At 63.5% G+C, this 25,465-nt stretch carries 28 protein-coding genes; 13 read left to right on the top strand and 15 right to left on the bottom strand.

From position 1 onward, the window contains the following. Positions 1–93 precede the first annotated feature (93 nt). The 5 genes from olsB to ATC00_RS08615 form a co-directional block, all read right to left on the bottom strand. On the bottom strand, positions 94–984 hold the full coding sequence (gene olsB / locus ATC00_RS08635) for a l-ornithine N(alpha)-acyltransferase (RefSeq protein ID WP_037378131.1): 891 nt from the start codon (positions 982–984) through the stop codon (positions 94–96). Between the two features lie 113 nt (positions 985–1,097). Then, positions 1,098–3,278 carry a hybrid sensor histidine kinase/response regulator gene (locus ATC00_RS08630; protein ID WP_412458382.1) on the bottom strand — a complete coding sequence of 727 codons (2,181 nt, stop codon included), beginning with the start codon at positions 3,276–3,278 and terminating at the stop codon, positions 1,098–1,100. Positions 3,279–3,394: 116 nt separating this feature from the next. Beyond that, positions 3,395–3,895 (bottom strand): signal peptidase II, encoded by a 501-nt coding sequence (lspA, locus tag ATC00_RS08625; RefSeq protein ID WP_037378129.1) that lies wholly within the window; start codon positions 3,893–3,895, stop codon positions 3,395–3,397. Further along, positions 3,895–4,752, bottom strand: coding sequence for a TrmH family RNA methyltransferase (locus tag ATC00_RS08620; RefSeq protein ID WP_037378128.1), 858 nt, complete (start codon positions 4,750–4,752; stop codon positions 3,895–3,897). Before ATC00_RS08620 ends, lspA begins: the two co-directional genes overlap by 1 nt. Beyond that, positions 4,749–5,888 (bottom strand): class I SAM-dependent methyltransferase, encoded by a 1,140-nt coding sequence (locus tag ATC00_RS08615; RefSeq protein WP_064252532.1) that lies wholly within the window; start codon positions 5,886–5,888, stop codon positions 4,749–4,751. The genes ATC00_RS08620 and ATC00_RS08615 overlap by 4 nt, the downstream gene beginning before the upstream one ends. 189 nt (positions 5,889–6,077) lie before the next feature. On the opposite strand from ATC00_RS08615, the gene ATC00_RS08610 reads away from it, so the two are divergent. Continuing rightward, on the top strand, positions 6,078–6,530 hold the full coding sequence (locus ATC00_RS08610) for an SRPBCC family protein (RefSeq protein ID WP_037378125.1): 453 nt from the start codon (positions 6,078–6,080) through the stop codon (positions 6,528–6,530). A gap of 22 nt (positions 6,531–6,552) precedes the next feature. Here ATC00_RS08610 and ATC00_RS08605 read toward each other — a convergent pair whose 3' ends face one another. From ATC00_RS08605 to sppA, 3 genes are all read right to left on the bottom strand, one after another. After that, the gene (locus ATC00_RS08605) at positions 6,553–6,894 is read right to left on the bottom strand and encodes a LapA family protein (protein WP_037378123.1); all 342 of its coding nucleotides are present in this window, start codon (positions 6,892–6,894) and stop codon (positions 6,553–6,555) included. Between the two features lie 124 nt (positions 6,895–7,018). Further along, a complete protein-coding gene (locus ATC00_RS08600; protein WP_037378120.1) occupies positions 7,019–7,321 on the bottom strand; it encodes an integration host factor subunit beta in 303 nt (100 codons plus the stop codon). Between the two features lie 118 nt (positions 7,322–7,439). Then, positions 7,440–8,399, bottom strand: a complete 960-nt coding sequence (sppA, locus tag ATC00_RS08595; protein ID WP_037378117.1) for a signal peptide peptidase SppA — start codon at positions 8,397–8,399, stop codon at positions 7,440–7,442. 260 nt (positions 8,400–8,659) lie between these two features. On the opposite strand from sppA, the gene lptC reads away from it, so the two are divergent. From lptC to ATC00_RS08555, 8 genes are all read left to right on the top strand, one after another. Then, positions 8,660–9,328 carry an LPS export ABC transporter periplasmic protein LptC gene (gene lptC, locus ATC00_RS08590; RefSeq protein ID WP_037378116.1) on the top strand — a complete coding sequence of 223 codons (669 nt, stop codon included), beginning with the start codon at positions 8,660–8,662 and terminating at the stop codon, positions 9,326–9,328. A gap of 15 nt (positions 9,329–9,343) precedes the next feature. Then, positions 9,344–9,907 carry an LptA/OstA family protein gene (locus tag ATC00_RS08585; protein ID WP_037378113.1) on the top strand — a complete coding sequence of 188 codons (564 nt, stop codon included), beginning with the start codon at positions 9,344–9,346 and terminating at the stop codon, positions 9,905–9,907. A 14-nt stretch (positions 9,908–9,921) separates the two neighbouring features. Next, a complete protein-coding gene (gene lptB, locus ATC00_RS08580; protein ID WP_037378786.1) occupies positions 9,922–10,734 on the top strand; it encodes an LPS export ABC transporter ATP-binding protein in 813 nt (270 codons plus the stop codon). Between the two features lie 140 nt (positions 10,735–10,874). Continuing rightward, positions 10,875–12,437, top strand: a complete 1,563-nt coding sequence (gene rpoN / locus ATC00_RS08575; RefSeq protein WP_064252531.1) for an RNA polymerase factor sigma-54 — start codon at positions 10,875–10,877, stop codon at positions 12,435–12,437. Positions 12,438–12,628: 191 nt separating this feature from the next. Further along, entirely contained in the window at positions 12,629–13,201 is a 573-nt protein-coding gene (hpf, locus tag ATC00_RS08570) for a ribosome hibernation-promoting factor, HPF/YfiA family (RefSeq protein ID WP_037378109.1), read from the top strand. A gap of 171 nt (positions 13,202–13,372) precedes the next feature. Then, positions 13,373–13,837 (top strand): PTS IIA-like nitrogen regulatory protein PtsN, encoded by a 465-nt coding sequence (gene ptsN, locus ATC00_RS08565; RefSeq protein ID WP_037378107.1) that lies wholly within the window; start codon positions 13,373–13,375, stop codon positions 13,835–13,837. Positions 13,838–14,057: 220 nt separating this feature from the next. Continuing rightward, positions 14,058–14,825 (top strand): SDR family NAD(P)-dependent oxidoreductase, encoded by a 768-nt coding sequence (locus ATC00_RS08560; protein WP_064252530.1) that lies wholly within the window; start codon positions 14,058–14,060, stop codon positions 14,823–14,825. Positions 14,826–14,836: 11 nt separating this feature from the next. Further along, a complete protein-coding gene (locus ATC00_RS08555) occupies positions 14,837–16,072 on the top strand; it encodes a D-arabinono-1,4-lactone oxidase (RefSeq protein WP_037378104.1) in 1,236 nt (411 codons plus the stop codon). Between the two features lie 263 nt (positions 16,073–16,335). Here the strand turns inward: ATC00_RS08555 and grpE are convergent, their stop codons facing one another. Together grpE and hrcA are read right to left on the bottom strand one after the other, a co-directional pair. Further along, a complete protein-coding gene (gene grpE / locus ATC00_RS08550; RefSeq protein WP_064252529.1) occupies positions 16,336–16,962 on the bottom strand; it encodes a nucleotide exchange factor GrpE in 627 nt (208 codons plus the stop codon). Between the two features lie 157 nt (positions 16,963–17,119). Next, positions 17,120–18,199 (bottom strand): heat-inducible transcriptional repressor HrcA, encoded by a 1,080-nt coding sequence (gene hrcA / locus ATC00_RS08545; protein ID WP_037378101.1) that lies wholly within the window; start codon positions 18,197–18,199, stop codon positions 17,120–17,122. A 156-nt stretch (positions 18,200–18,355) separates the two neighbouring features. On the opposite strand from hrcA, the gene rph reads away from it, so the two are divergent. From rph to hemW, 4 genes are read left to right on the top strand one after another with little or no spacing between them, the layout of a single operon-like run. Continuing rightward, complete coding sequence (rph, locus tag ATC00_RS08540; RefSeq protein ID WP_037378099.1) at positions 18,356–19,075, top strand: ribonuclease PH; 720 nt, start codon at positions 18,356–18,358, stop codon at positions 19,073–19,075. A 51-nt stretch (positions 19,076–19,126) separates the two neighbouring features. Continuing rightward, positions 19,127–19,537 (top strand): VOC family protein, encoded by a 411-nt coding sequence (locus tag ATC00_RS08535; protein WP_037378098.1) that lies wholly within the window; start codon positions 19,127–19,129, stop codon positions 19,535–19,537. A 32-nt stretch (positions 19,538–19,569) separates the two neighbouring features. Next, on the top strand, positions 19,570–20,214 hold the full coding sequence (gene rdgB, locus ATC00_RS08530; protein ID WP_037378096.1) for an RdgB/HAM1 family non-canonical purine NTP pyrophosphatase: 645 nt from the start codon (positions 19,570–19,572) through the stop codon (positions 20,212–20,214). A gap of 7 nt (positions 20,215–20,221) precedes the next feature. Next, positions 20,222–21,406 carry a radical SAM family heme chaperone HemW gene (hemW, locus tag ATC00_RS08525; protein WP_037378093.1) on the top strand — a complete coding sequence of 395 codons (1,185 nt, stop codon included), beginning with the start codon at positions 20,222–20,224 and terminating at the stop codon, positions 21,404–21,406. 46 nt (positions 21,407–21,452) lie between these two features. Here hemW and ATC00_RS08520 read toward each other — a convergent pair whose 3' ends face one another. The 5 genes from ATC00_RS08520 to ATC00_RS08500 form a co-directional block, all read right to left on the bottom strand. Continuing rightward, entirely contained in the window at positions 21,453–22,067 is a 615-nt protein-coding gene (locus ATC00_RS08520) for a glutathione S-transferase family protein (protein WP_037378091.1), read from the bottom strand. A gap of 130 nt (positions 22,068–22,197) precedes the next feature. Next, positions 22,198–23,061, bottom strand: a complete 864-nt coding sequence (locus ATC00_RS08515; RefSeq protein WP_064252528.1) for a nuclear transport factor 2 family protein — start codon at positions 23,059–23,061, stop codon at positions 22,198–22,200. A 14-nt stretch (positions 23,062–23,075) separates the two neighbouring features. Beyond that, complete coding sequence (locus tag ATC00_RS08510; protein ID WP_064252527.1) at positions 23,076–23,552, bottom strand: SRPBCC family protein; 477 nt, start codon at positions 23,550–23,552, stop codon at positions 23,076–23,078. A gap of 72 nt (positions 23,553–23,624) precedes the next feature. Beyond that, the gene (locus tag ATC00_RS08505) at positions 23,625–24,899 is read right to left on the bottom strand and encodes an RNA polymerase sigma factor (RefSeq protein WP_064252526.1); all 1,275 of its coding nucleotides are present in this window, start codon (positions 24,897–24,899) and stop codon (positions 23,625–23,627) included. Further along, positions 24,896–25,270 (bottom strand): YciI family protein, encoded by a 375-nt coding sequence (locus tag ATC00_RS08500; protein ID WP_037378077.1) that lies wholly within the window; start codon positions 25,268–25,270, stop codon positions 24,896–24,898. The genes ATC00_RS08505 and ATC00_RS08500 overlap by 4 nt, the downstream gene beginning before the upstream one ends. Positions 25,271–25,465 lie beyond the last annotated feature (195 nt).

Genomic DNA, 25,465 nt, shown 5'->3' with positions numbered 1-25,465 from the left:
TACTTAATAAGTGGTTAACATCTACGGGACTTAGAAAATGGCATGGCTTCGCCGAGGATCGGAACCGCTCGAATGATCGGCTTGATGGAGGGATCAGGAGACGGATGAAGAAAAACGTCCCGCGTCGGCACCGTAGTAGTTGAGATAGCGACCGGAAATATTGCTTATCGGCAGAACGATCAGCACATCCGTCGTACGGAAAGCATGATCGACCACCGCACCCTCGCCGACCATGGCACCGAGGCGCATATAGCCCTTGATCAGCGGCGGCAAGGCCGCAAGCGCCTTCTTCGGATTGATCGCCTCCGACGGCATCAGATCCATCGTACGATAGAGCTCCGGCCGGGCGGCGACTGCCCATTCGTCGCGGGCCAGAATATTGTGGTGCAGGAAGGAGAGCGCCAACGCGTGCTCCGCGGGAACGACGCCCGGAAGCGAACCGCACCCGAACATGGCATCGATGCCATGCCTCAGCGCATAGGCCCAATTGCCCTGCCAGAGCAGTTCCACCGTGCGCTTGGTCCGGTACTCCGGCAAGACACAGGAGCGGCCGAGTTCCATGAAGCGCTTGTCCGGATGGCGCGCGAGAAGATCGCCGATCGCAAACTCGGAAGCGGAATAGAAGCCGCCCGCCCGAGCGGCGACCTCCTGGCGTAGCAGGCGATAGGTGCCGACGATCTGCTCCTCGGCATCGCCTTCGATCGACGTATCGAGGACGAGCAGGTGGTCGCAGATCGCGTCCCAACCATCGACATCGCGCTTGCGCCGTTCGGCTTCGGGCGCCACCTGCGCCTTCATCTCCTCGACGAAGACCCGGTAGCGCACGGCCTGCGCAGCGTCGATCTCCGCGGCCGTACGCGCAAGGCGCGTTTCGAGATTGGCGATGCGGCCGAGAACATCGGTTGCCGGTCCCGCAATCGTCTTGCGGACGCAAGCCTGTGAAGTGTCAACCACGCTCGTCGAATCCAGAAGGTCGATCGTCATGCCGTGTCATCCCGAATCGTCAGTGTCCGTCGGGCTTAGACCACGTTTCTGCAACAACATAGTGACACGAAGACGCAAGACAACCCCGAGCCGGGACAATGCCGCGGCAGAGGTTAGGCTTGCCCGGCACCGAGCAGCCGAGCGACCTCGCCGAGGAACAGATCCGGTTCTGCCGGCTTTGTGAGCACGGCGTCCGCACCCGCCGCAAGCAGGTGCCGATGAAGATCACTGCGGACGTCCGAAGTCAGAACGATCACCGGCACGCGACGTCCCGTTCCGAAGGCTCCGTTTGCGCGAAGGCGCCGCAGCAGCGCAAGGCCGTCGCCGCCCGGCATGTTGAAGTCCGTGACGATGAGCGACGGCACACTCTTCTCCCGCAAGACGGCCCCGAGCGTGGCGAAGTCGCCAACGGGATGGACGGTGTGTCCGGCACTTTCCAGCATTTTCCGCAGAATTAAGGCGTTCACCGGATCATCCTCGGCGAGCAGCACCCGGCGGTCGTGTGAGACCGCCGCCGCCTTCGGCGGCTCCGCCCTCAGGATTGGCCTGTTGTCGTTGATCCCGTCGCGCCTTTCGATGCCCGTCATGCGGCCGAGCAGCACCTCGACCAGTGATTTCTCCCGCAAGGGGCGTATCAGCCAGGCCTCGTAGCCGCCCATCCGGCTTACCGGATGACTGCTGCGCTCTTCGGGGCTGATCAGGCAGGTCTTGCGCAATCGTTGTTGCCCGAGCGCCGGCTCCAGGGTCAGGAGTTCGCGCCACTGGCCCGCATGGCGGCGATCGACGATGATATCCGTGAGCGGCAAGCGGCCGGCGAGCGCGTCGGTTGCGACCGCGCGCGCGGCCGAGAGGGTTCGGGCGCGGTGGCACTTGCCGCCGAGCGTCTCGATCGTCGCAGCAAACGCCGTCGAAGCGGGCCCCTCGGGAGCGAGCAAGAGGACATGGGAGTCGGCGAGGACATCGCGGCGGGGCTGAACCGCCGAATCAGCTCCAGTGACCGGAAAGCAAATTTCGAAGCGGCTCCCCTCTCCCGCTATGCTCGACGCGGTCAGGCTGCCGCCGAAGGCCTCCATGATGCGGCGGGAAATCGCCAGCCCAAGACCCGTTCCCTTGGAGCGCTGGGCATCGTCGCCGGCCTGCTCGAACTCATCGAAGACACGCGCCAGCTCGTCGGCCGACATGCCGAGGCCGGTGTCATGGACACGGATGCGCACCATCCCCTCTTCGAAGCCGGCCGTGACGAGCACGCCCCCCCACTCGGTGAACTTCACGGCATTGCCGATGACGTTGAAGAGCACCTGCCGCAGACGCGCCGCATCGAAGGCCAGGCGAAGCGGTACATTCGCATCGATCGCGGCGCCGATTTCAATGCCTTTTTCATGGGCACGATGCGAGAGCATCTCCACGACATTCTCAATGACGAGGCGCAAGTCCTGCCCGGACGGATGCAATTGGAAACGCCCGGCCGAGAGCGAGGAGAAGTCGATCAGATCCTCGACCAGTTGAACCAAGGCGTGGCCCGACTGCTGCATGTCGGCAAGGTAGTTCCGCTGCTCGGCCGACAGTTGCGTCTGGGCGAGCAGATGGCTCATTCCGAGAATGCCGGAAAGCGGCGTGCGGATCTCATGCGTAACGGTCGCAAGCAGCCGCGATTTCGCCTGGCTCGCCTCTTCGGCGCGCTGCCGCGCCTCCTCCCGCCGGCGTGCCGCCTGCGCTTCCTCCGTTATGTCGCGGGCGATGCTGTGGCGCATCAGCCGACCGGTCGCCGGCGCGCGGATCACGACATCGTGCCAATCGAAGAGGCGCAAACCCGCCGGCGTCAACAAACGGACGATGAAACGGTCGGGATCCGGCCGCGCTTCGAACTCGAGGCCCAGCGAAGCGCAGGTCAGCCCCCGCACATCGGCTCGACCGCACATCCGCGAGAACACCCGATTCGCCTGGACGATCCGGCCGTCCAAGCCCCGGACGAGGGCGATGTCGCCCAGCGCGTCATGGATCGTCGAAAGCAGCTTCGCCGTCTCGGAACACAGCGCATCGGCTGCGGCCCCGCCCGCCTCCGGAACCTGCCCGCAGGCCGTGCCATGGCCGGAGAGCAGCAGAAAGCCGCCAACAAGGGCACTGAGGGCTGCAAGGACCGGCAGCAGATAAAGATCGGCGCGCGCGCCGACGACCAGCAGAACGCCCGCAGCAGCGAGGCCGGCGAGCGCAAGTAGAAGTCGCCCGACGGATGCTTCGCCGCCGATCGCCGGCCGCAAGCCACCACCGAGCGTAGTCGCGTTCGAGAACGTCATTCCAGCCGCTCCGGATCGCGCGCCCGAGCCGGCTTGGTTCCGATGCTTGCCCAATGGTAGCTCGCTCATACCTTCAACCTGGCATAGCAAGTCTTCCGAATGGCTTCAGCGGATGTCTAAAGTTTTAGCGACCGCGGTTTTTTCGCCTGCAACAACTCGTCCAGGATGATCGCACCGGCACCGACGGTGATGAAACTGTCGGCGAGATTGAAGACGGCGAAGGACCAGGTGGCGGTGTGGAACAGGATATAATCGATGACATAGCCGAAAAGCAGCCGGTCGACGAGGTTGCCGAGCGCGCCGGCAATGATCATCGCATAGCCGAGATGGGCGAAGAAGCGGTCCTTGGGGGTGCGGCGCCACAGCCAGAGCACGAAGGTGACGACGGCGAGACGAATGCCGACGATGAACCAGCCTTCCATGCCGGAAAGCATCGAGAAGGCGACGCCGTAATTATAGGTGCGGTAGAGGGCGAGCATCGGGATGACCGGCACCGCCTCCTGGAAGGGCAGGAAGGCTTCCACCAGATACTTGATCATCTGATCCGCAACGAGCGCGGCGAGAATGAAAAGCGCGATCGGCAGCGGCCGGGAAAAGAGCGTGTTGCGTTCACTCATCAGCGAGCATCCAGCGACAGAAGATGGCGGCGCGCCTCGAACAGCATGATGCCGGTGGCAATCGCCAGATTGAGCGAGTCGGCTCGGCCCGCTTGCGGAATGCGCGCCAGTGCGCCGGCTTCGCGGGCGAGTTCGACCGGCAGGCCTGCCTGCTCGTTGCCCATCAGCAGGACGACCGGCTTCGACCGGTAGTCGATGGTGCGATAGTCGACGGAGCCCGCCAGATGCGTCGCCACCACCTGGACGCCCGCCGACTTCTGCCAGCGGACGAACTCCTCGACACTGGCCCGCGCGATCGGCATGGCGAAGACGGAGCCCATCGTCGCGCGTACTGTTTCGAGCGAGAATGGATCGGTGGTCTCGCCGACCAGGATGATGCCGGACGCTCCGGCGGCGTCTGCCGTGCGGATGATCGTGCCGAGATTGCCGGGGTCGCGCACCCGGTCGAGCGCCACATAGGTCTCGCCTTCCTGAGGGCGGATATCCTTGAGCGGCTGGTAGCGCTGCTCGAAGATGCCGACAACCATCTGCGGGTTGTCGCGGCGGGTGATCGTCGAGATCACCTTCTCGCTGACCTCGAGGACGAGCCCGCCCTTTGCCACCGCCTTTGCCGCTATCTGCTCGACCTGCGGCTTGCCCTTGGCCGCCTTGGCATAGACGAGCGTCTTGATCTTCCAGCCGAGATCGAGCGCATCGATCACCAGCTTCAGTCCTTCGGCCATGAAGGAACGCGTCTCGTCGCGATGCTTCTTCTGGGAAAGCGCGCGGATATCCTTGATGATCGGATTGGTGAGGCTGGTGACCTCCTTCACCTGGCCGACGCGCGGCGTGCCGTGATCGCTTCTGTCAGATTTCATTTGGGTACCCAGCGGCTGAAGAGGGAGGTGGATAGCGCCCGCCCCGGCGCCGTGCCGTCGAGACCGCCCTCGCGGATGATGAGTTCGCCCGATTCCACGCGGCCGCCGCGCCCGCGCATCGTCTCGCGCATGAGCTCGTGGATCGAATAGAAGCTGGCGCGGATCGAATAGGCGGTGAGCACCAGGCCGCGAGCATCCTCAGACAGGATTTCGCGGCAGATGTCGAGCATCGCCGCCAGATGATCGAAGAGCTGCCAGACCTCGCCGTTCGGACCGCGGCCAAACTTGGGCGGGTCTGTCAGGATGATGTCGTAGCGGCTGCCGCGTCGCTCCTCGCGCTGGATGAACTTCATGGCGTCGTCGCAGATCCAGCGGATCGGCAGTTTCTCGGCGCGCGCCATGGCCTGGTTCTCGCGTGCCCAGCCGATCGCCTTTCTGGAAGCATCGACGTGGGTCACCTCCGCGCCCGCCTTTGCCGCGATCAGCGAGGCGACGCCGGTATAGCCAAAAAGGTTGAGCACCTTCAGCGGCCGGTCGGCCGAGGCCACCTGGTCTTTCATCCACGACCAGTGGGCAAGCTGTTCGGGGAAAACCCCGACGTGCCGGAACGAGGTGAATCGGCCGAGAAAATCCGTGTCGAGAAGCTGCATCGGCCATGTTTCCCCGAGCGTCTCTCGCGGGAAACGCCAACGGCCCATGCCATCCTCGTCGGTGTCGCCGGTGAAGATCGCATCCGCCTTTTCCCAGACGCCAGAGGGCAGCGCCTTCGGCCACAGCGCCTGGGCTTCGGGCCGGACGATGCGATAGGGCCCGTACTGTTCCAGCTTCTCGCCGTCGCCGCTGTCGATCAGGTGGTAGCCGGCGGTCGGCCGCGTTTCGAGGATGAGCGGCACCGCCTCGATCGGCTTTTCGCCGCTCCGCGGCTCCACGCGCCGCGGCGGCGTGCTCTCCTGTGCGGCCGGACGCGGCAATTTCTGCGGCGCCGCCTTTGGCGGCGGCGCGCCGGCCTTGCCCTTCTGAGGACCGCCCTTTGCCGCTGAATGCCTTTGCTCGTGGCGACCGCCGCGCGCCTCCGCGCCGCGTCCCTTGGCCGCCGTGACCGAGGCGTTCTTCGATCGCCGATCTTTTTCCTTCACGCCCTGATCCTTGGATTTCGCTCGATCACCGGCACATCCCTTTGCCCGGCCAGCAGAGGGAATGTGCCTTGGCCGCGCACCCTGACGGATGCGACTTGCTCACTGCGTGCAATAGCATCGTGGATGCTCTTGGCAAAGCCGTTTCCGGTCTGCGAAGATCGGTGACTTCACCAGACGGGAGGAAGCTCTATGGACATTACCGGAGAGGAGCGGATCGCGGCACGGCGTGAAGCGGTTTGGCAAGCCCTGAACGACCCCGAGGTCCTGAAGCGGTGCATTCCCGGCTGCCAGGCGATTGAGACGGTCTCGCCGACGGAACTCACGGCCGTCGTGAAGGTCAAGATCGGTCCGGTTTCCGCGACCTTCAACGGCACGGTCACGCTCTCCAACCTGAATCCGCCCGAAAGCTACAGGATATCGGGCGAAGGAAAGGGCGGCATCGCCGGTTTCGCCAAGGGGGGCGCGGATGTCATGCTTTCCGAAGCGAGCGACGAAACGGTGCTGCGTTACGACGTCAAGGCCGAAGTCGGCGGCAAGCTCGCCCAGCTTGGTTCTCGCCTGATCGATTCGACGGCCAAGAAGCTCGCGCAGCAATTCTTCGCCAATTTAAACCTCGCCGTCAGCGGCGAACCGGCGGGCTGACGAGCGCCCGCACCTCGGCCCGTCAGTTCTGCGGTGCAGGCAGGCTCGACTGCGCCAGCCTTTCGGCCTCACTGCGGTGCTTTTCGGCCTCGCGATGCCATTTCAGCGCCTCATGGGCTTCATTGCGCGCGCGCCGGCGGTACTTGCCCTGGCTGAGCCAGACCACGGCCGCCCCGAGGAACAGGCCGAGGACGACCGCGAGAAACAGGAAAAGGAAAAACGGCGCGGATACGGAAAGCACGCTGTCGGCCGGATCAAAGGGATTGAGCGACAGTGTCACCGACTGGCGGTTGGCGACGCTCAAGGCGATAAGGATCACCCCAAGCGGTACGAGCACGACGATGTTGACGATTTTCTTGAACATGCACCGCTCCGGCTATGGCACCGGCTCGGAATGCTCTTCGGCAGGCACGGCGCACAGATTGGAATAAGAGGGGGCGACCGCCGCTTTCAGAAACGCGCGGCGCTATGGTCCCTGCGCCTCTCGCTCAGTCTTCATCCTGACCATTCATGCCGGGATTGAGTCGCTCACGCAGCTCCTTGCCGGTCTTGAAGAACGGTACCCATTTCTCCTCGACGAAGACGGAATCGCCCGTGCGCGGATTGCGGCCCGAGCGCGACGGCCGGTTCTTCACCGAGAAGGCACCGAAACCGCGCAGTTCGACCCGGTTTCCGGCCGCGAGCGCATCAGTGATCTCATCGAGGACCGCATTGACGATGTTTTCGACGTCGCGGTGATAGAGATGCGGATTGCGCGCGGCCACAATCTGCACCAGTTCTGACTTGATCACTTTCGCCCCCCTGGTCTTTTGCTTTTTCTGAATGTTTGTGACGCTTGGAAGGCCTCGCCGGACGCCCGGAGCATGGGTGAGGCCCCATCACGCCTCAGGGCGGCATTTCTAGCCTTCCTTATTGAGCATCAACCTGCCAAACCGAAACAAGACCGTCAAGAAACAACTTGTCGCCGCCGATCTTTTCGAGCCCGTTCATCGCCGGAAAAGCATCATATCCCAACAGCTTGAGCCAATTGGATACGACCGTCGAGAACCCGAAGGGGAAGGAGCCGCCCGGATCTTTCCAATCCACGACAGGCAGGTCCTTCGACACCTTGCGCTCGGCCAGAAATGCCCTGATCTCGTCATCGCCGCCGATCGTGTCGACGAGTTTGTCCCTGAGCGCCTGCCGCCCGGTGAAGATCCGGCCGTCTGCCAGCGCCAGCGCCTCCGTCCGCGGCAGCTTGCGCCGCTCCGCCACGAGATCGACGAACCAGTTATAGCTGTCGTCGATCATCGTCTGGATCATCGCCCTTGCCTCGGGGCTTGGCGGATGGAACGGCGAGGGCTCGGCCTTCAGCGGCCGCGACTTTATCGACTCCAGCGACACGCCGACCTTGTCCATCAATTGCTTGACCTGCGGATACTGAAAGATGACGCCGATCGAGCCGGTGATCGAGGTTTCGCCGGCGACGATCCGATCGCCGGCAAGCGCGATCATGTAGCCGGCGGAGGCGGCAAGCGTCCTGACGTCGGAGACCACCGGTTTCTTGGCTGCGACCTTGCGGATCGCCTTGTAGAGCACCTCTCCGCCATAGGTGGTGCCGCCCGGCGACGATATGGTCACGATCAGAGCCTTGGCGGAACTGTTGTCGGCGATGCTCTCCAGCCTCTCGACCAGTTCCCGATCGTCCTGGATGACGCCCGTCACGGTCACGCGGGCAACGTGCTCGCGGGCCCGTTCGCTGACCTCCGTCCAGCCCGAAAAGGCAACGAGCGCGAAACCGCCCAGAACGAGAATGGCAGCAGCGGTCCAGCGCCAGAAGCTCAGCTTCCGGCGCAGGCTGCGGCGATCGGCAATGGCGAGTTCGTCCATGGGCATCTCCCAAATCTTGGCGCGGGTCCTGTCAGTTTCCTCAGGAACATGCTATCTGCGCCCGCGGTGGCAGGCTAGATAGGCGCGGCTGGCGACGGAGGAAAGTCGAAAGCCCGCGTTTTTCGCAGTCCTTTCAAAGTTTTTGCCCCTCCATTGCCGGACGATAACAAAATAACCATATTCGCCGTGACTTACGCCATGGCTTATAAATGCGGATCTTGCGGATATCGCAAGATTCCAACGGAACCGACAGGCTCTTGATGCTGAACCAAGCGCGTTTTCCCGATATCGTCGCCGATACGGGCACGAGCGCCGTCGATGCCTATGCATCGGCGGCGCGCCACTCCGCGCGGGTGAAGCGCCTGAAGATCGTCCTGCCGCTCGCGGCCGGCGTCATCGCCCTCGTCTTCGCCGCCATCTCCTTCATCCGCGCCTTTCTGCCGGAGGAACTGCAACTCGAAACCGCGACGATCGAAAACGGCAAGATCGTCATGCAGAATCCGGCGATTTCCGGCCGCAACCGGCAGGACATCAGCTATTCCATGAAAGCCCAGCGGGCGCTCCAGGACATCGCCAATCCGGACATCATCACGCTCGAGAAGATCCATGCCGAGATGCCGGTCAACGAGACTTTGGTCGCGACGGTCGACGCGACGAGCGGCATTTACGATCGCGGCGGAAATACGCTCGATATGAACGCCCCGTTCACTATTTCTATGAATAATGGTGTCAATGCCGATTTCCAGTCGGCATATCTGGATATCGACGCCGGCGAGATGGAGACCAAGCATCCGATTGCCATCAGCATGAACGGCGGATCGATCATTGCGCAGTCGCTGCGAATGACAGATAAGGGACGTATTGTAACATTCGAAGGCATGGTCCGGGTCAATGTCGAACCCAGCGCCATCCGCAAGAACGCCAAATAGGACCTGGTGCACCCCATGTCGGTCACATCTACCGTTTGTTTTAAGGTATCCGCCACCTTGGCTGCCGCCGGGATCGGCGCTTTGATCATTGCTTCCGGCGCCTTGGCGCAGGCTACATCCAGCCGCATGAAGGGCATGCAGCTTTCCAACGACCAGCCGATCCAGATCGAGAGCGACAAGCTCGAGATCAAGGATCCGGAAAGCAAGGCGATCTTCACCGGCAATGTAAAGGTCGTGCAGGGCACGACGACGCTGCAGGCCGGCAATATGACCGTCTTCTACAAGGCGACCGAAGGCGCGACGATCACCAGCGGCAACGCCGATATCGATCGGATCGAGGTCAGCAACAAGGTGTTCTTGAGCTCCGGCGCCCAGCAGGCCACGGGCGATACCGGTCTCGTCAACCTGACCAATCAGACGATCGTGCTCAAGGGCGAGAAGGTCGTGTTGTCGGAGGGCAAGAACGTCTTCGTCGGCTGCCAGTTGAACGTGCAAATGGATACGGGCGAAGCCCAGCTCGAGGCCTGTGGCGGCCGCGTGCAGATTCAGCTCGATCCGCAGTCCCGCAAGCAGAATTGATGCAAGATTCGGACGTGCAGATCCCCTTTCTTCCCAAACGCAAACGGGGCAAGAAACCGTCGGCGGCAGCTGTTGCTGCGCGCACGGTCGACAAGGCGCGCTATGACGGCACGCTGATCGCCCGCGGCTTGACGAAATCCTACCGCTCGCGGCGCGTCGTCAACGGCGTCTCGCTTGTCGTACGGCGCGGCGAGGCGGTCGGTCTGCTCGGCCCGAACGGCGCCGGCAAGACGACCTGCTTTTACATGATCACCGGATTGGTCCCCGTCGACGAGGGAGCGATCGAGATCAACGGCAACGACGTCACCACCATGCCCATGTACCGCCGGGCGCGGCTCGGCGTCGGTTACCTGCCGCAGGAAGCCTCGATCTTCCGTGGGCTGACGGTGGAGGAAAACATCCGCGCCGTGCTCGAGATCCACGACAAGAACGTCGAGCGGCGCGAGAGCAAGCTCAACGACCTGCTTGGCGAATTTTCGATCACCCACCTGCGCAAGTCGCCGGCCATCGCCCTTTCAGGCGGCGAACGCCGGCGCCTCGAAATCGCCCGCGCCCTTGCGACCGACCCCACCTTCATGCTGCTCGACGAACCATTTGCGGGCGTCGATCCGATTTCGGTCGCCGACATTCAGGCGCTTGTCCGGCACCTGACCTCGCGCGGCATCGGCGTCCTCATCACCGATCACAACGTCCGCGAAACGCTCGGTCTGATCGACCGCGCCTATATCATCCATGCCGGCGAGGTGTTGACCCATGGGCGCGCCAACGACATCGTCACCAATCCGGATGTGCGCAGGCTTTATCTCGGCGACAATTTCAGCCTGTAGCGGTGCGTGCAGGCGAATTGCCGGTCCACAACGCCTCGGCGCTTGACCAAATCCCAGTAATAAGCAATTTTTGGGCCAATTAAGAAATGGCCCGCCCACGCAAGACTGGCCCGGAGAATTGACGGGAGTTCCGCGTCTGCATGGCTTTGTCCGCCAGCCTTCATTTGCGACAGTCACAGTCGCTGGTCATGACGCCGCAACTGATGCAGTCGATCCAGCTGCTTCAGATGACGCATCTCGAACTCGGCCAGTTCATCGCCCAGGAAGTCGAGAAGAACCCGCTGCTGGAGTTTCAATCGGCCGAGGAGACGGGCATCGGCTCCGATCGGTCCGAGCGCGACGAGGCAAGCCTTGCCAACGAGGCGGGCGGCGGGACGGAGGAGAGCGGCGGCCAGGGCGATCTTTATGACAGCGCCACGTCAAGTCCCGGCGAGAGGCTCAGCGAGGAACTCGACGCCGACTTTGCCAATGTCTTTCAGGACGATACGGCTCCGCAGCGGGCGGATGCGCCGGAGCTGCTCGGCCAATGGAAGTCGATGCCGGGCGCCGGCGGCAGCGATGATGGCGAAGGATACGATCTCGACGATTTCGTCGCCGGCCGGAAAACGCTCCGCGAGACGCTGCTCGAGCAGATCCCCTTCGCGCTTGCCGGCGCGCGTGACCGGCTGATTGCCCAGCATCTCATCGACCAACTCGACGAAGCGGGCTATCTGCATGCGGAGATTGGGGAAACAGCGGCAAGACTCGGCCTGGCCGCGGAGGAAGTGACGCGCGTCCTTTTCGTTCTGCAGCAGTTCGATCCGCCCGGCGTCTTCGCGCGCTCGCTCAGCGAATGCCTCGCCATTCAGCTGCGCTTGCGCAACCGCCTCGATCCGGCCATGGAGGCGCTTGTCGCCAATCTGGAGCTTCTGGCGCGCCGCGATTTCGCGAGCCTCAAGAAGATTTGCGGCGTGGACGAGGAGGATCTCGTCGACATGCTCGCGGAAATTCGCAAGCTCGATCCGAAGCCCGGGACAAGCTTCGAGACCAGCGTCACCGAGGCGATCATACCCGATGTCGTCGTCCGCTCGGCACGCGACGGCGGCTGGCTGGTCGAGCTCAACCCGGACGCGTTGCCGCGGGTGCTCGTCAATCACGATTATTTTGCCGAGGTCTCGCGACACAGCCGGAAAAACAGTGCCGAGCAGGCCTTCCTCAGCGAATGCATGCAAAACGCCAACTGGCTGACGCGCAGTCTCGACCAGCGCGCCAGGACGATCATGAAGGTCGCGAGCGAGATCGTCCGGCAGCAGGACGCTTTCCTCATCCACGGCGTTGACCACCTGCGGCCGCTGAACCTCAGGATCGTCGCCGACGCGATCAAGATGCATGAATCAACGGTGAGCCGCGTCACATCGAACAAGTACATGCTGACGCCGCGCGGTCTTTTCGAGCTGAAATACTTCTTCACCGTGTCGATCGGCTCGGCGGAGAACGGAGATGCCCATTCGGCGGAATCCGTGCGGCATCGCATCCGCACGATGATCAGTCAGGAAAGCGCCGACGCGGTGCTGTCCGACGACGATATCGTCGCTGCCCTCAAGCAGGCCGGCGTCGACATCGCCCGGCGCACCGTCGCCAAATATCGCGAAGCGATGAACATCCCCTCCTCGGTCCAGCGGCGCCGCGAGAAGCGCGCGCTTGCCAAGGCAGCCGGGTTCTGATTGGGGTTTTTTTGCGGCTGCAATTGACTCGCTGCGACGCAGGCGATATGAGGCCGCCGCGAAATGCCGAGGCGATCACTCCACTTCGGCGGCTCCACGCGTCCCCGTCCGCGCCCTTGTTGAAACGCTTGGATGACGAAGGCGCTTGGAATAGACTGGATACGCAAGTCACGAACGAGAGAGGAAACTCCATGAGTGTGCGTGTATCCGGTAAACATATGGAAATCGGCGAATCGTTTCGCTCGCGCATTGGCGAGCAGGTCCGCGAGGCCGTAACCAAATATTTCGACGGAGGATATTCAAGCCAGGTCACTGTGGAAAAATCCGGCTCACGCTTCAGCGCCGACTGCAAGCTTCATCTCGATACGGGCGTGGTTTTGCAGGCAAATGGTCAGGCGAATGAACCACAGCTGGCCTTCGACGCGGCTTCGGAGCGCATCGAAAAGCGGCTCCGGCGCTACAAGCGTAAGCTCAAGGACCATCACAACGGCAATGGTCAAAATGCCACCGAAGTGGCCTACAGGGTAATGGACTCGGTGCCTTTCGAGGACGAGGAAGTCCCCGATGATTATGCACCGACCATCGTTGCCGAAAGCACGAAGCAATTGAGGACAATGTCCGTCGCCAACGCCGTCATGGCGCTCGACATGACGGACGAGCCGGTGCTGATGTTTCGCACCCCCGGCAAGGAAGATCTGAACATTGTCTATCGGCGCAACGATGGAAATATTGGCTGGATCGACGCCGCCAATATCAAAGGATGAGTGGGTTCGGGGAATGCCGGCGCGGTCGGCCTTCCCCGCCGCTCCGATCGGCGGGCCAGGAAAGTTCGACTTTTCTGTGAATGCGACCCACCAGTCTAAAGATGGTTAGAGCCATTGCGGCAAATTTGTGTTGAAGTTGTCAGGCTCTGACCGGCAAACGAGGATAAAAGAATGGCATTGGCAGGCTTGCTGCACCAAAATGCGATCATCCCGGCCATGAGGGCCAACTCGAAAAAGCAACTCCTTCTGGAATTGGCAGCAAAAGCATCGAAGCTCACCGGTCTGCCGGAACGGGAGATTTTCGACGTCATCCTGCAGCGCGAACGCCTCGGCTCGACCGGCGTCGGCAACGGCATCGCCATCCCGCACGGAAAGCTCAGCAATCTTTCTTCGCTCGCCGGCATCTTCGCACGGCTCGAAACGCCGGTCGATTTCGAAGCCCTTGACGACCAGCCGGTGGACCTCGTCTTCCTTCTGCTCGCCCCGGAAGGCGCCGGCGCCGATCACCTCAAGGCGCTGTCCCGTATTGCGCGGGTGCTGCGCGACCATGACATGGTGACGCGCATCCGGGCGACCGATTCCGCCAGCGCCATCTATATGCTCCTCAACGAGGACACGACCTCGCACGCCGCGTGACAAGCGGTCTCCACGAAGTGGCTGGTATCCAAACCGGAACTGCGCTGATCGAAGGCCGAGGCACTCCTGGCCTGCCCGCCCAACAGCCTGCGTGCGAAATGATCAAATAATTCAAGCATTCCGCTGCCCCTCGCCTATCCGAAAAGGGCTATCGACAGCTTCCCCGTCGTCAACAATAATCCACTCCGGCATTCAATCGGCGATGCGGGAGGAGGACATCATGACGGGCAGGCTTTCGGGCAAGGTCGCGCTGATCAGCGGCGGCGCCGGCGGCTGCGGGCTGGCGGCCTCCGAGCTCTTCGCGCGCGAGGGCGCCAAGGTCGGTATCGTCGACCTGCCGAAGAGCAAAGGCGGGGAGATTGCGGCCGAAATTCGCGCCAAGGGCGGGCAGGCCGTGTTCGCGGCCGCCTACGTCTCGGTCTCGGCCGAGGTGAGTGCGGCGGTCCGCACCATCGAGGATGCCTTCGGCCCGATCACCGTCCTCTTCAACCATGCCGGCATTCTCGCCGTCGGCCCCTTCCTCGAAACCGAAGAGGCGGAGTGGGACCGGCTGATGGCGGTGAACGTGAAGAGCATGTTCCTGATGACCAAGGCGGTGCTGCCGGGCATGATCGGCGCCGGCGGCGGCAGCATCGTCTGCACCTCCTCGATCTCGGCAGTCGCGGCGACGCCGATGGAAGTACTCTACGACACGACAAAGGGCGCCTGCCATATGTTCGCCCGGGCGATCGCCGTCGAATTTCGCGACCGCGGCATTCGCTGCAACGCCGTCTGCCCGGGCTTCATCGCCACCGACCACGGCAATCGCGAGCTCGCCGGCTTGAGCAAATACGGGGTCGATGTGTCCGAAGCGGCGATCGCCGCCCAGCAGGGGCGGATGTGCGATCCAATGGAAGTCGCCAATGCCGCGCTGTTCCTGGCGAGCGACGAGTCGAGCTTCGTCAACGGTACGCACCTCTTCGTCGACAATTGCTTCACGGCCGTCTGAGGAGGCAAAACATGCTGCAAGCGGGTGGTCATTGGCGCAACTGGGTCGGAAACCAGTCCTGCATCGTCCGCCACCGCGGCGTGCCGGAGAGCGAAGCGGCGCTTGCCGAGATGGTGCGGGAAGCGACGTCCTCCGGTCTGAATGTTCGCTGCGCCGGCTCCGGCCATTCCTTCACGCCGGTCGCTCTGACGAGCGGCCTGCATCTTACGCTGTCCGGCATGCAGGGCGTCACCCATATCGACCAGGCACGCAAACGCGTGTCGGTGAGCGCCGGGACGACGATCAACCAGCTCGGCAAGGCGCTGAAATCGAACGGCCTGTCGCTCGTTAACCAGGGCGACATCGACAGCCAGGCGCTCGCCGGCGCGCTCACCACCGGCACGCACGGCACCGGCGCGGCGCTCGGCAACATGGCGTCGCAAATCGTCGGCATGCGCCTCGTGCAGCCGGACGGCTCGATCCTCGTCGTCGACGAGACGACCCCGGATCTGCTGGAGGCGGCGCGCGTCTCCGTCGGCATGCTCGGGGTCATCTCGGAAATCACGCTGCAGGTGATGGACAGCTACAACCTTCATGAAAGGCTTTGGCGCTGCGACTTCGACGAATGCATGGAGCAGCATGACGAGCTCGCTGCGAAGCACCGGCATTTCGGATTCTTCTGGTGCCCGGTTCCCGAAAGCCGTCATTGCTACTGCCTGCCGGATACCTCATCCGTCTCGACGACGGAAAAAACCGCCGACGTTTGCGAAATGAAGGTGATCGACATCACCGACCGGCCGCCCATGGAAGCGCCCTTCGAACGGATCGCCTATTCCTCGGAAATCTACCCGATCGAGTACGTCCCGAATTTCCACGAGCTCGAATATGCGGTGCCGGTCGCCCATGGCAAGGAGGCTGTTCGGGCCGTGCGCCAGCTGATGCTCGAGAAGCACCCGACCTGCATCTATCCGATCGAATACCGATTCACCGCCGGCGATTCAGGCTGGATCAGCCCGTTCTTTGAGCAGGATTCGATCACGCTTTCGGTCTCCGGCGAACCCGGCACGGATTACTGGGAGTACCTGAAGGACGTCGACACGATCCTGCGCCAATACGGCTCGCGCCCGCATTGGGGCAAGCTGCACTTCCTCGGCGCCGAAGACGTGACGGCGCTCTATCCGCGCTCCGGCGACTTCCGGGCGTTAAGGGCGAAAGTCGACCCGGAGGGCCGTTTCCTCAACGACCATCTCCGCCAGCTGTTTGGGTAGGGCCTACGCCGGAGATTGCCCCTCCCTGCCCCCTCCCCCCAGGTGGGAGGGGCTTACCCCTCGGCTCGAACCGGTGCCCTTGGCAACATCCGAACTGGTAGAGCCGGTGAGACGTGATTCGGGCGGCCGCAGCACCTTAAGTCCCTCCCCCTTGCGGGGAGGGGTTGGGGGAGAGGTCCTTGCCAATGCACTTCATAAACGACGAAGCGCCGTGCATCCTGTAAGAACGCGCGGCGCTTCGCCAGAGTCTCGAGCCGTCCAGGTCAGGCGGCAGGCGTCTCGCTTTCCGCGGCGGCGACCTTCGGGCCCCCCTTGGCGACCCCGACCATGGCCGGGCGCAGGACGCGCTCGCCGATCGTGTAGCCGGCCTGGACGACCTGGACCACCGTGTTGTTCGGAACCTCCGGGTTTGGAACCTCGAACATCGCCTGGTGGAAGTTCGGGTCGAACTTCTGGCCGGTCGGGTCAAGCTGCTTCACGCCATGGCGCTCGAGCGCCGTCAGCATGGAGCGCTCGGTCATTTCGACGCCTTCGATCAGCGCGGTGAGGCCGGCATCACCGGATTCCCTCGCCTCGGCGGGAATGGCCTCCAGCGCGCGGCGCAGATTGTCGGAAACGGCCAGCATGTCGCGCGCGAAACCGGCGACGGAATAGGACTTGGCATCCTTCACGTCGCGCTCGGTGCGCCGGCGCAGATTGTCCATCTCGGCGGCGAGGCGAAGATATTTGTCGCGCAGGTCCGCACTTTCCGCCTTGGCTAGCTCCAGCGGGTCCGGCGCAGCGGCGGAAGTGTCGGCTGCCGCTGTTTCCGCCGCTTCCGGCGCGACACCCTTTACAGTCTCCTCGGGCGCTGCAGCCTCAGGTCCGTTCTTGTTCGTTTCGTCGGTCATGACGGTCTCCGAATGTCTTGTCTCTGGCGTGTTCGGCATCATCAAACCAGCGGAAGTCGCTTTGCTTGAACGTTCTGTTGCCTGGATTTGAAGCCGATATCGAGGTTTGAGCCCGAAAAATCAAGGGTGCATCGGCCCAACATCGAAAAGGAATCGCTCAGCGCGACAGTCGCGACATGAGTTGGGCGGTGTAATCGACCATGGGCACGATCCGGGAGTAGTTGAGCCGCGTGGGGCCGATGACCCCGACGGCTCCGACGATCCGGTCGTCGCTGTCGCGATAGGGTGCGACGATCAGCGACGATCCGGAGAGCGAAAACAGCTTGTTTTCCGAGCCGATGAAGATGCGCACGCCCGGACCGCTTTCGGCAAGGTTGAGAAGCTCGATCAGGCTGTCCTTCTTCTCGAGATCGTCGAACAGCATGCGCAGCCGCTCGATGTCCTCGCTTCCTTCCAGGCCTTCGAGAAGGTTGGCGCGGCCGCGCACGATGAGGCGCGCCGGCTTCTCGTCGCCCTCGCTGCCCGACCAGATCGCAAGTCCGCGCTCGACCAGATCCTGCGACAGCGCGTCGAGTTCGCCGCGCACGGTCTTCTTGACCTTCTCGAGTTGGGCGCGAAGTTCGGGGATGGTCTGCCCGGCAAGATGGGCATTGACGAAGTTCGCCGCCTCGGTGAGCTGTGCGCTGGTGACGCCCGCCGGCAGCTCGATGATGCGGTTCTCCACCTGATCGTGGTCGCCGACAAGGACGGCAAGCGCCTTGGTCGGGGCGAGGCGGATGAATTCGACGTGTTTCAGCACCGGATCGCTTTTGGTGGTGATGACGAGGCCAGCGCCGCGGGACATGCCGGAAAGCATCTGGCTTGCCTCGGTGAGAAGACTTTCGACCGGCTGGTCGCGGTCTCCGCGCCGCACCTGCCGTTCGATCGAGGTCCGCTCCTCGGCGGAAAGGTTGCCGACCTGCATGAACGCATCGACGAAGAAGCGCAGCCCCGTCTGGGTCGGCAAGCGACCCGCACTGACATGCGGCGAATAAATGAGCCCCAGATCCTCGAGATCACTCATCACGTTGCGCACCGAGGCAGGCGACAAAGACATCGGCAGGAGGCGTGAGAGATTGCGTGAGCCGAGCGGCTCGCCGCTTTCCAAATAGGTCTCCACGATGCGGCGGAAGATCTCGCCGGAGCGCTCGTCCAGCGTCGATGCGATCCCCTGCTTTTGAGGGTTGCGCAGTACCATGTCACTCCATGCAAACAACCGTTCGTGTCCCTGAAGACTATAGTGATCGGCCGGGGCAATGGCAAAAGGGAAAAATCACCGTCCCGGCCCGATATCAGGCGGTTCCCTTTGACGGCGCCATGATCTAGAAGGCTGCTGAGAACACAGGAGTTGAAGATGCGGCCATCCGGCAGAAAAACCGACCAAATGCGCAGGGTTTCCTTCGAGCGCAATTTCTCCAAGCATGCGGAAGGGTCTTGTCTGGTGCGCTTCGGCGACACGCATGTGCTCTGTACCGCGAGCCTTGAAGAGAAGGTCCCCGCCTGGCTGCGCAACGGCGGCAAGGGATGGATCACGGCGGAATACGGCATGCTGCCGCGGGCAACCGGCGAGCGCATGCGGCGCGAGGCATCAGCCGGCAAGCAGAGCGGCCGTACGCAGGAGATCCAGCGGTTGATCGGCCGTTCGCTTCGGGCCGTCGTCGATCTGCCGGCGCTCGGCGAGCGGCAGATTTCGATCGATTGCGACGTGCTCCAGGCCGATGGCGGCACCCGCACCGCCTCGATCACCGGCGCCTGGATCGCCTTGCACGACTGCCTGAAATGGATGGAAGCGCGCAACATGATCAAGGTCGAGAGGGTGCTCAAGGACCATGTCGCCGCCATTTCTTGCGGCATCTTCGCCAACCAGGCGGTGGTGGATCTCGACTATCTGGAAGATTCGGCCGCCGAAACCGACGCCAATTTCGTCATGACCGGCAGCGGCGGTCTCGTCGAGATCCAGGGAACGGCGGAAGGAAAACCCTTTACCGAGGAAGAATTCGCCGAGCTGATGCGGCTTGCGAAGGACGGCATCGCCGAGCTCGTCGGGCTGCAGAAGCAGGCAATCGCCGGCTAGCCGAGGTGGTCTTCGCCCGCAGCTTGCGGCAGGCGTAAACGGGAGGAACGGATGGCCCTGGTGCTGGAAGGTATCCTGGAAACCGCGCTCTACGCCGACGATCTCGACAGCGCCGAGTCCTTCTATGGCGGCGTGCTCGGGCTCGAGCGGATCACGCGGGCCGGCAACCGGCATGTCTTCTTCCGCTGCGGCGATGGCGTCCTCCTGATCTTCAATGCCGCGGAGACGGTGAAGCCGCCCGCATCCGCTGCGCTTCCGGTGCCGCCGCATGGCACGACGGGAAAAGGGCACATGTGCTTCCGGGTCGAGGCGCAGGCGCTCGACGCCTGGAAGGAGAAGCTGGAGGCGGCGGGCGTGGCGATCGAAGCGGACATCCGCTGGCCGAACGGCGCCCGCTCCTTCTATTTCCGCGATCCGGCCGGCAACAGCCTGGAATGCGCGGAGCCCGGCCTTTGGGCGTGAACTGATGCGAGAGCTTGAACGGAACGAAACAGATGCGCAAACTCGTTGACAAGACGCTCGTGGTCGCAAGCCACAATGCCGGCAAGATCCGCGAAATCCGCGACCTGATCGGACCGCTCGGCTTCGAGGCCAAATCGGCCGCCGATCTCAATTTCATCGAGCCGGACGAAACCGGCACGACATTCGAGGAGAACGCGACGATCAAGGCGCTCGCCTCGGCCAAGGCTTCAGGCCTGCCGGCGCTGTCGGACGATTCGGGGCTTGCCATCGACGCACTCGGCGGCGCTCCCGGCGTCTACACCGCCAACTGGGCGGAACGGGACGACGGCAGCCGCGACTTCGCGATGGCGATGGAAAAGGTCGAAAAAGAGCTCAGGGAAAAGGGCGCGACGGAGCCGGGGGGGCGTACCGCCCGCTTCGTCTCGGTGCTCTGCCTTGCCTGGCCGGACGGACACGTCGAGCTCTTCCGCGGCGAGGTCGAAGGCCATGTGGTCTGGCCGCCGCGCGGCACAAGCGGTTTCGGCTACGATCCGGTCTTCCAGCCCAAGGGCTACGCCACCACATTCGGCGAAATGAGCGCCGAAGAGAAGCACGGCTGGAAGCCGGGCGAGGCGGACGCGCTTTCGCATCGCGCCCGCGCCTTCAAGCTGTTTGCCGAGACCTGCCTCGGCGCCTGAGAAACGAATGATTGAGACGGCTCCGCTTTCGGCAATCGGTGACGGCATGGAACCCGGCTTCGGGGTCTATGTGCACTGGCCGTTCTGTGCGGCCAAATGCCCCTATTGCGACTTCAACAGCCATGTCCGCCACCAACCGGTGGACCAGCCGCGCTTCGTCGCCGCCTTCCTTCAGGAGATGGCGGCGGTGCGGGCGCTGTCCGGTCCGAGAACCGTGACCAGCATCTTCATGGGCGGCGGCACGCCGTCGCTGATGGACCCGGCGACGGTCGCCGCGATCCTCAACGGCATCGCGAAGCACTGGCATTTGCCGGATGGCATCGAGATCACCATGGAGGCCAACCCCTCGAGCGTCGAAGCGACACGCTTTCACGGCTACCGCGCGGCCGGCGTCAACCGCGTTTCGCTCGGCGTCCAGGCGCTGAACGACCGCGACCTCAAATTCCTCGGCCGGCTGCACAATGTCGAGGATGCGCTGAAAGCCGTGCGCCTGGCGCGCGACATCTTTCCCCGCATGTCCTTCGACCTGATCTATGCCCGGCCGAACCAGACGGTCGACGAATGGGAACGCGAGCTGAAGGAGGCGGTCTCCTACGCCGTCGACCACCTGTCGCTCTACCAGCTCACCATCGAGGAAGGCACGCCGTTCTTCGGGCTGCACAAGGCCGGCAAGCTGATTGTTCCGGATGGCGAACAGTCGGCGGTGCTTTACGAGGCGACGCAGGAGATCACCGCGGCGATCGGCATGCCGGCTTACGAGGTCTCCAACCACGCCCGGCCGGGGTCGGAAAGCCGGCACAACCTCACCTATTGGCGTTATGGCGACTATGCGGGGATCGGCCCCGGCGCCCACGGGCGGCTTACGGCCGGCGGTAGCAAGATCGCGACCGCAACCGAACGGAACCCGGAGGCGTGGCTGCGCCTCGTCGAAGAACGCGGCGAAGGCATCATCGAACAGGAGCCGCTCGATCTCGAGGCCCAGGCCGATGAGCTGCTGCTGATGGGCTTGAGGCTGCGAGAAGGCGTCGACCTCGCCCGCTGGCAGAGCCTCTCCGGCCGCGATCCGGATCCCGAGCGCGAACAGTTCCTGATCGATCACGGCTTCGTCCAGCGGCTCGGCAATTCGCGCCTGCGCTGCACGCCGGCCGGCATGCTGATCCTCGACGCGGTGGTCGCGGACCTCGCTTGCTGACACGACAGCGTCGTGCGGCCGTGTCAGAGCGCTGGCTTCTTGCGGTTCAGTCGTGCGTCTCCCCGGAGAGCGGCGTCGCTTGCATCGATGGGCGCCGCTCGAATGCGTCGAACCACCGGGTCAATCTCGGCCGGTCGCGAAACGACGGCAGGCCGCGGAACGCCATCCAGGAAAGCGCCGTCGCCAGCGCAACATGTCCGACATGAAGCAGCGCCTCGAAGTCAGCTGTCGTCTCCAACCAGTCATAGGTCGCGTCGATCTTGTCGGTATAGCCATCGCCAAGCGCCTCGTAGCGCAGCGGTTCCGGCCGCCGCACGGTTTCCCAGCGCAGAGCTATTCCCGTCTGCGCAAGCCCTTGCGCAACCGATTGCAGCGTCAAAGCCTGCCACCGGCTTTCACCATCCTCCGGAACGAGCCTTCTGCCGCCGTGGACGGTGTCGAGATAGGCGCAGATCACATCGGAATCGAAGATCGGCGCCGCATCGGCACGCAGCAGCACAGGCACCTTGCCGAGCGGATTCTCGGCATATACCCGATCGTTGCGCAATGTCGGGCTCGTCTCGTGGTGGATGACCTCGAGCCGGTCCGCTAAGCCCGCTTCGTGGGCAAAGACGAGCGCCTTTCGGGCGAAGGGGGAGTGGGTCTGGTAATACAGGATCATATTGCCTCGCGTGAGCCGACATTGGCGCCCCGCAAAGATACGAAATCAGCCGCAATAGTTGCGCTCTGTTTCGCCTCCCGCCGCGCAAGTTTGTTTCATGTGCGGCGGGATCGCATGGCGTCAGGTTTGCTCAGTCGCTCTTCTTCACCGGCGCGACGATGCCCCAGGTGATGCCGAAGGGATCGCGCAGCTGGCCGTAATAGTCGCCCCAGAAGGCGATCTCCAGGGGCATGGTCGCCTCGGCGCCTGCCGCGATTGCCCGCTCCCACCAGAAATGGGCGTCGTCGACGATGAGGTGCAGCACGAAGCCCTCAGGCGGCCTCCAAGGAAAGCCGAATTCCGGGAAGGGGTCGTTCAGCATCAGCGCGCCGCCGTTGATCGTCAGATGGCAGTGGATGAGGCGCTTGCCGTCCTCGGCATATTTGCGGTCCTCCTCCTTGGCGGCAAAGGCGCGGCCATAGAATTTGGCGGTTGCGTCCGCATTCTCGACGTTGAGATAGGCAATGACGCCGGCCATCGGCGGATGCGAGGGAGGCCCGTTCCAGTCGATCTTTGACGTAGGTTCGAGATCGACCGCCGCTCTGAGACTTCCGTCCATATAGAAGGGGACGGACTCGTGCTGGTGGGCGATCTTCCAGCCTTTTTCGGTGCGTTTCAGGCCCAGCGTCTGGCGATACCAGAGCGCGACCTTCTCCCCGTCCTGCTTCTCGCCGGAAAGATGGGCCAAGGACGTGGCGAAGGCGACGTCGCCGCTTGCGGAAATGTCGAGGTCCTGTAGCCGGTAGCCGATCGGCCCTTTCCAGGTCGAGAACCATTGCTCAAGTCCCTCGGCGTCGGCGTCCGAGCCCTTCAGCGGCGGCGCCAGCGAAAAGACCAGACAATCCTGCGTGCCATGCGAAAGGACGCGGCCGGCATCCTTCTGCCGCAATGCCTCCGCCCAGTCTTCTATCGCCGCGCGAATCTCAGCGGTGCTGCCGCTTTCGGTGTTGGACATATTCTGTCCTCCTCTCAGAGCTTTGCGACGAGGGCCGCGAGTTGGTCGGCGCATTGGCCCCAGCCCTCGTGAAACCCCATCTTCTCGTGGGCCTCACGGTCCGCGACGCTCCAGTGGCGGGCACGGGCCGTATAGCGGGTCTTGCCGCCCTCCTCCTCGAAGGTCAGGATCGCGGTCATGAAGGGCTTTTCGGAGGGCTTCCAGGCTTCCGTATAGGCGTCGGTCACGACCAGCTTCTCGTTCGGCACGACTTCGAGATAGACGCCCTGGTTGGGATAAAGCTCTCCCTCCGGCGAGCGCATGACGAAACGGTTGGTGCCGCCTGGCCTGACATCGAGCTCCGCTTCCGTGATCGTCCACGGCAAGGGCGCGAACCATTGCTTCAGCAGCTCCGGATCCGTGAAAGCGCGATAGACTTTTTCGCGCGGCGCGTCGATCAGGCGGATCAGAACCAGGTCGCGTTCGTTGGCTGGGTCGGTTGCTGCGGTCATTTGCATTTCCTCCTTGGCGGGTTCGAACCTAGGACGATCGGGGAGATCGAGTTCCGACAGCGGCGAGGATTTTTATTGCTGGCCTCCGCGGAGGCCCGAGGTGCCCGCCTCTCCCGCAAGATGATCGAGCTGCTTGCGGATATAGGCGGCCTCCGCCGCGTTGGTCGCAAGCGCGATCGCCTGGCCGAAGGCAATGCGCGCTTCGCGCTCCCGGCCCATCTCTTTGAGCAGGCCACCGCGCAGGCCGTGAAAATAGAAATAGCCGGAGAGCCTCTCGGCGAGCGGCTCGACTAGCGCCAGCGCCGCCTCAGGCCCCTCGCGCTTCGAGACGGCCACAGCCCGGTTGAGGGTGACGACCGGGGAGGGCTGCAGCCGCTCGAGCGCCTGGTAAAGCAGGTCGATCTCCTCCCAATCGGTTCCTTCCGGCCGCTCGGCGCGCGCGTGCAGGGCCGCAATCGCTGCCTGGATCTGGTAGGGGCCGGGGCGGCGATGGCGCATCGCCTTGTCGATCATCGCCAAGGCTTCGGTGATCATCGGTCGACTCCACAGCGACCGGTCCTGGTCGTCGAGCAGGACGATGGCGCCGTGAGCGTCGAAGCGGGCACGGGCGCGCGAATGCTGGAGAAGCAAAAGCGCCGTCAGCCCCATAATCTCGGGCTCGGCCGGAAACAGGCGCAACAGCAGCCGGGAGAGCCGGATCGCTTCGTCGCAGAGATCGGCGGACACGCCCTCGGGGCCGTTCATGCCGGAATAACCCTCGTTGAAGACCAGGTAGATCATCGTTGCGACCGCTGCCAGCCGCCCAGTGCGGTCGGCGGCGTCCGGTGTTTCGAACGGGAGGCCGGCCGCCGCGACGCGCGCCTTGGCACGGGTGATGCGCTGCTCCATCGCCGCCTCGCTGACGAGAAAGGCGCGGGCGATTTGCTTGACAGTAAGGCCGGAGACGATCCGGAGCGCGAGCGCGATCTGCTGCGTCGCCGGCAGGGCCGGGTTGCTGCAGACGAAGAGCAGCCGAAGGATGTCGTCGCGATAATGCGCGCCGTCGAGTCGGTCGGCAAGCTCGCTTTCCCGGTCCTCGAGATCGGAGAGAATGTCCTCCGGTGGCAGCGGCGTCTCGCGCGCTTGCCGCCGGACCTTGTCGATACCGCTGTTGCGGCCGACGAAAATCAGCCAGGCGGCCGGATCGCGCGGCGGTCCGTTCGTCGGCCAGGTCTTCAATGCCCGGATGCAGGCCTCCTGGAAGGCTTCCTCCGCCAGGTCGAGATTGCGGAAATAGCGCAGCAGCGCGCCCATGGCCTGCGGCCGCGCCGAAACCAAGGCAAGATCGATCCAGGCGGTGTCGGTCATGGGGCGAGCTCGCTTGGCTTATAGAGGGAAAGGGGGCGGATTTCGTAAGAACCCGCAGCCGGATTGGCGGCACTCAGTTCGCGGGCGAAATCGAGCGCCTCGTCGAGCGAAACACAATCGATCAGGTAGAAGCCAAGCAGCTGCTCCTTGGTCTCGGCGAAAGGTCCGTCCATGACGACGGTCTCGCCCGGCCTGTGGCGCAAGGTGGTGGCCGCAGTCGTCGGCAGGAGCCGCGCGACCGGGCCGAGCTTGCCGGCTTCGACATATTTCCGCTGAACCGCCGTCAGGTCGCGCATGACCTGGTCATCCTCCTCCTTGGTCCAGGCGCTGGTGACGTCTTCCGTATTGTAGCAAAGCACCGCGTAAAGCATCGAGACCTCTCCCGCTTCGATTGAATAGACGAATGACGAAAGAGATAGCCGACAAGCGCGGCGAAAAAAACACTGGGCAAGTCGCATGCCAGGCACACTCGCGTGCCGGCCAATAAAAAAGATCGGATGATTGGGGCTCCGGCGGCCTCCCTTGATGGGAGTAGCGGGAGATCGGTCTTCCGGGCAGGCTCCAAT

Origin of the sequence: Sinorhizobium americanum (assembly GCF_001651855.1) — a bacterium.
GTDB lineage: Bacteria > Pseudomonadota > Alphaproteobacteria > Rhizobiales > Rhizobiaceae > Sinorhizobium > Sinorhizobium americanum.
This window is presented reverse-complemented; position numbering and strand designations above follow the sequence as displayed.

Bases quoted from the DNA above. Each gene is read 5' to 3' on its own strand.
- olsB (WP_037378131.1), bottom strand. From the start codon at position 984: ATGACGATCGACCTTCTGGATTCGACGAGCGTGGTTGACACTTCACAG.
- ATC00_RS08630 (WP_412458382.1), bottom strand. From the start codon at position 3,278: ATGACGTTCTCGAACGCGACTACGCTCGGTGGTGGCTTGCGGCCGGCG.
- lspA (WP_037378129.1), bottom strand. From the start codon at position 3,895: ATGAGTGAACGCAACACGCTCTTTTCCCGGCCGCTGCCGATCGCGCTT.
- ATC00_RS08620 (WP_037378128.1), bottom strand. From the start codon at position 4,752: ATGAAATCTGACAGAAGCGATCACGGCACGCCGCGCGTCGGCCAGGTG.
- ATC00_RS08610 (WP_037378125.1), top strand. From the start codon at position 6,078: ATGGACATTACCGGAGAGGAGCGGATCGCGGCACGGCGTGAAGCGGTT.
- ATC00_RS08605 (WP_037378123.1), bottom strand. From the start codon at position 6,894: ATGTTCAAGAAAATCGTCAACATCGTCGTGCTCGTACCGCTTGGGGTG.
- sppA (WP_037378117.1), bottom strand. From the start codon at position 8,399: ATGGACGAACTCGCCATTGCCGATCGCCGCAGCCTGCGCCGGAAGCTG.
- lptC (WP_037378116.1), top strand. From the start codon at position 8,660: ATGCTGAACCAAGCGCGTTTTCCCGATATCGTCGCCGATACGGGCACG.
- ATC00_RS08585 (WP_037378113.1), top strand. From the start codon at position 9,344: ATGTCGGTCACATCTACCGTTTGTTTTAAGGTATCCGCCACCTTGGCT.
- rpoN (WP_064252531.1), top strand. From the start codon at position 10,875: ATGGCTTTGTCCGCCAGCCTTCATTTGCGACAGTCACAGTCGCTGGTC.
- hpf (WP_037378109.1), top strand. From the start codon at position 12,629: ATGAGTGTGCGTGTATCCGGTAAACATATGGAAATCGGCGAATCGTTT.
- ptsN (WP_037378107.1), top strand. From the start codon at position 13,373: ATGGCATTGGCAGGCTTGCTGCACCAAAATGCGATCATCCCGGCCATG.
- ATC00_RS08560 (WP_064252530.1), top strand. From the start codon at position 14,058: ATGACGGGCAGGCTTTCGGGCAAGGTCGCGCTGATCAGCGGCGGCGCC.
- ATC00_RS08555 (WP_037378104.1), top strand. From the start codon at position 14,837: ATGCTGCAAGCGGGTGGTCATTGGCGCAACTGGGTCGGAAACCAGTCC.
- grpE (WP_064252529.1), bottom strand. From the start codon at position 16,962: ATGACCGACGAAACGAACAAGAACGGACCTGAGGCTGCAGCGCCCGAG.
- hrcA (WP_037378101.1), bottom strand. From the start codon at position 18,199: ATGGTACTGCGCAACCCTCAAAAGCAGGGGATCGCATCGACGCTGGAC.
- rph (WP_037378099.1), top strand. From the start codon at position 18,356: ATGCGGCCATCCGGCAGAAAAACCGACCAAATGCGCAGGGTTTCCTTC.
- ATC00_RS08535 (WP_037378098.1), top strand. From the start codon at position 19,127: ATGGCCCTGGTGCTGGAAGGTATCCTGGAAACCGCGCTCTACGCCGAC.
- rdgB (WP_037378096.1), top strand. From the start codon at position 19,570: ATGCGCAAACTCGTTGACAAGACGCTCGTGGTCGCAAGCCACAATGCC.
- hemW (WP_037378093.1), top strand. From the start codon at position 20,222: ATGATTGAGACGGCTCCGCTTTCGGCAATCGGTGACGGCATGGAACCC.
- ATC00_RS08520 (WP_037378091.1), bottom strand. From the start codon at position 22,067: ATGATCCTGTATTACCAGACCCACTCCCCCTTCGCCCGAAAGGCGCTC.
- ATC00_RS08515 (WP_064252528.1), bottom strand. From the start codon at position 23,061: ATGTCCAACACCGAAAGCGGCAGCACCGCTGAGATTCGCGCGGCGATA.
- ATC00_RS08510 (WP_064252527.1), bottom strand. From the start codon at position 23,552: ATGACCGCAGCAACCGACCCAGCCAACGAACGCGACCTGGTTCTGATC.
- ATC00_RS08505 (WP_064252526.1), bottom strand. From the start codon at position 24,899: ATGACCGACACCGCCTGGATCGATCTTGCCTTGGTTTCGGCGCGGCCG.
- ATC00_RS08500 (WP_037378077.1), bottom strand. From the start codon at position 25,270: ATGCTTTACGCGGTGCTTTGCTACAATACGGAAGACGTCACCAGCGCC.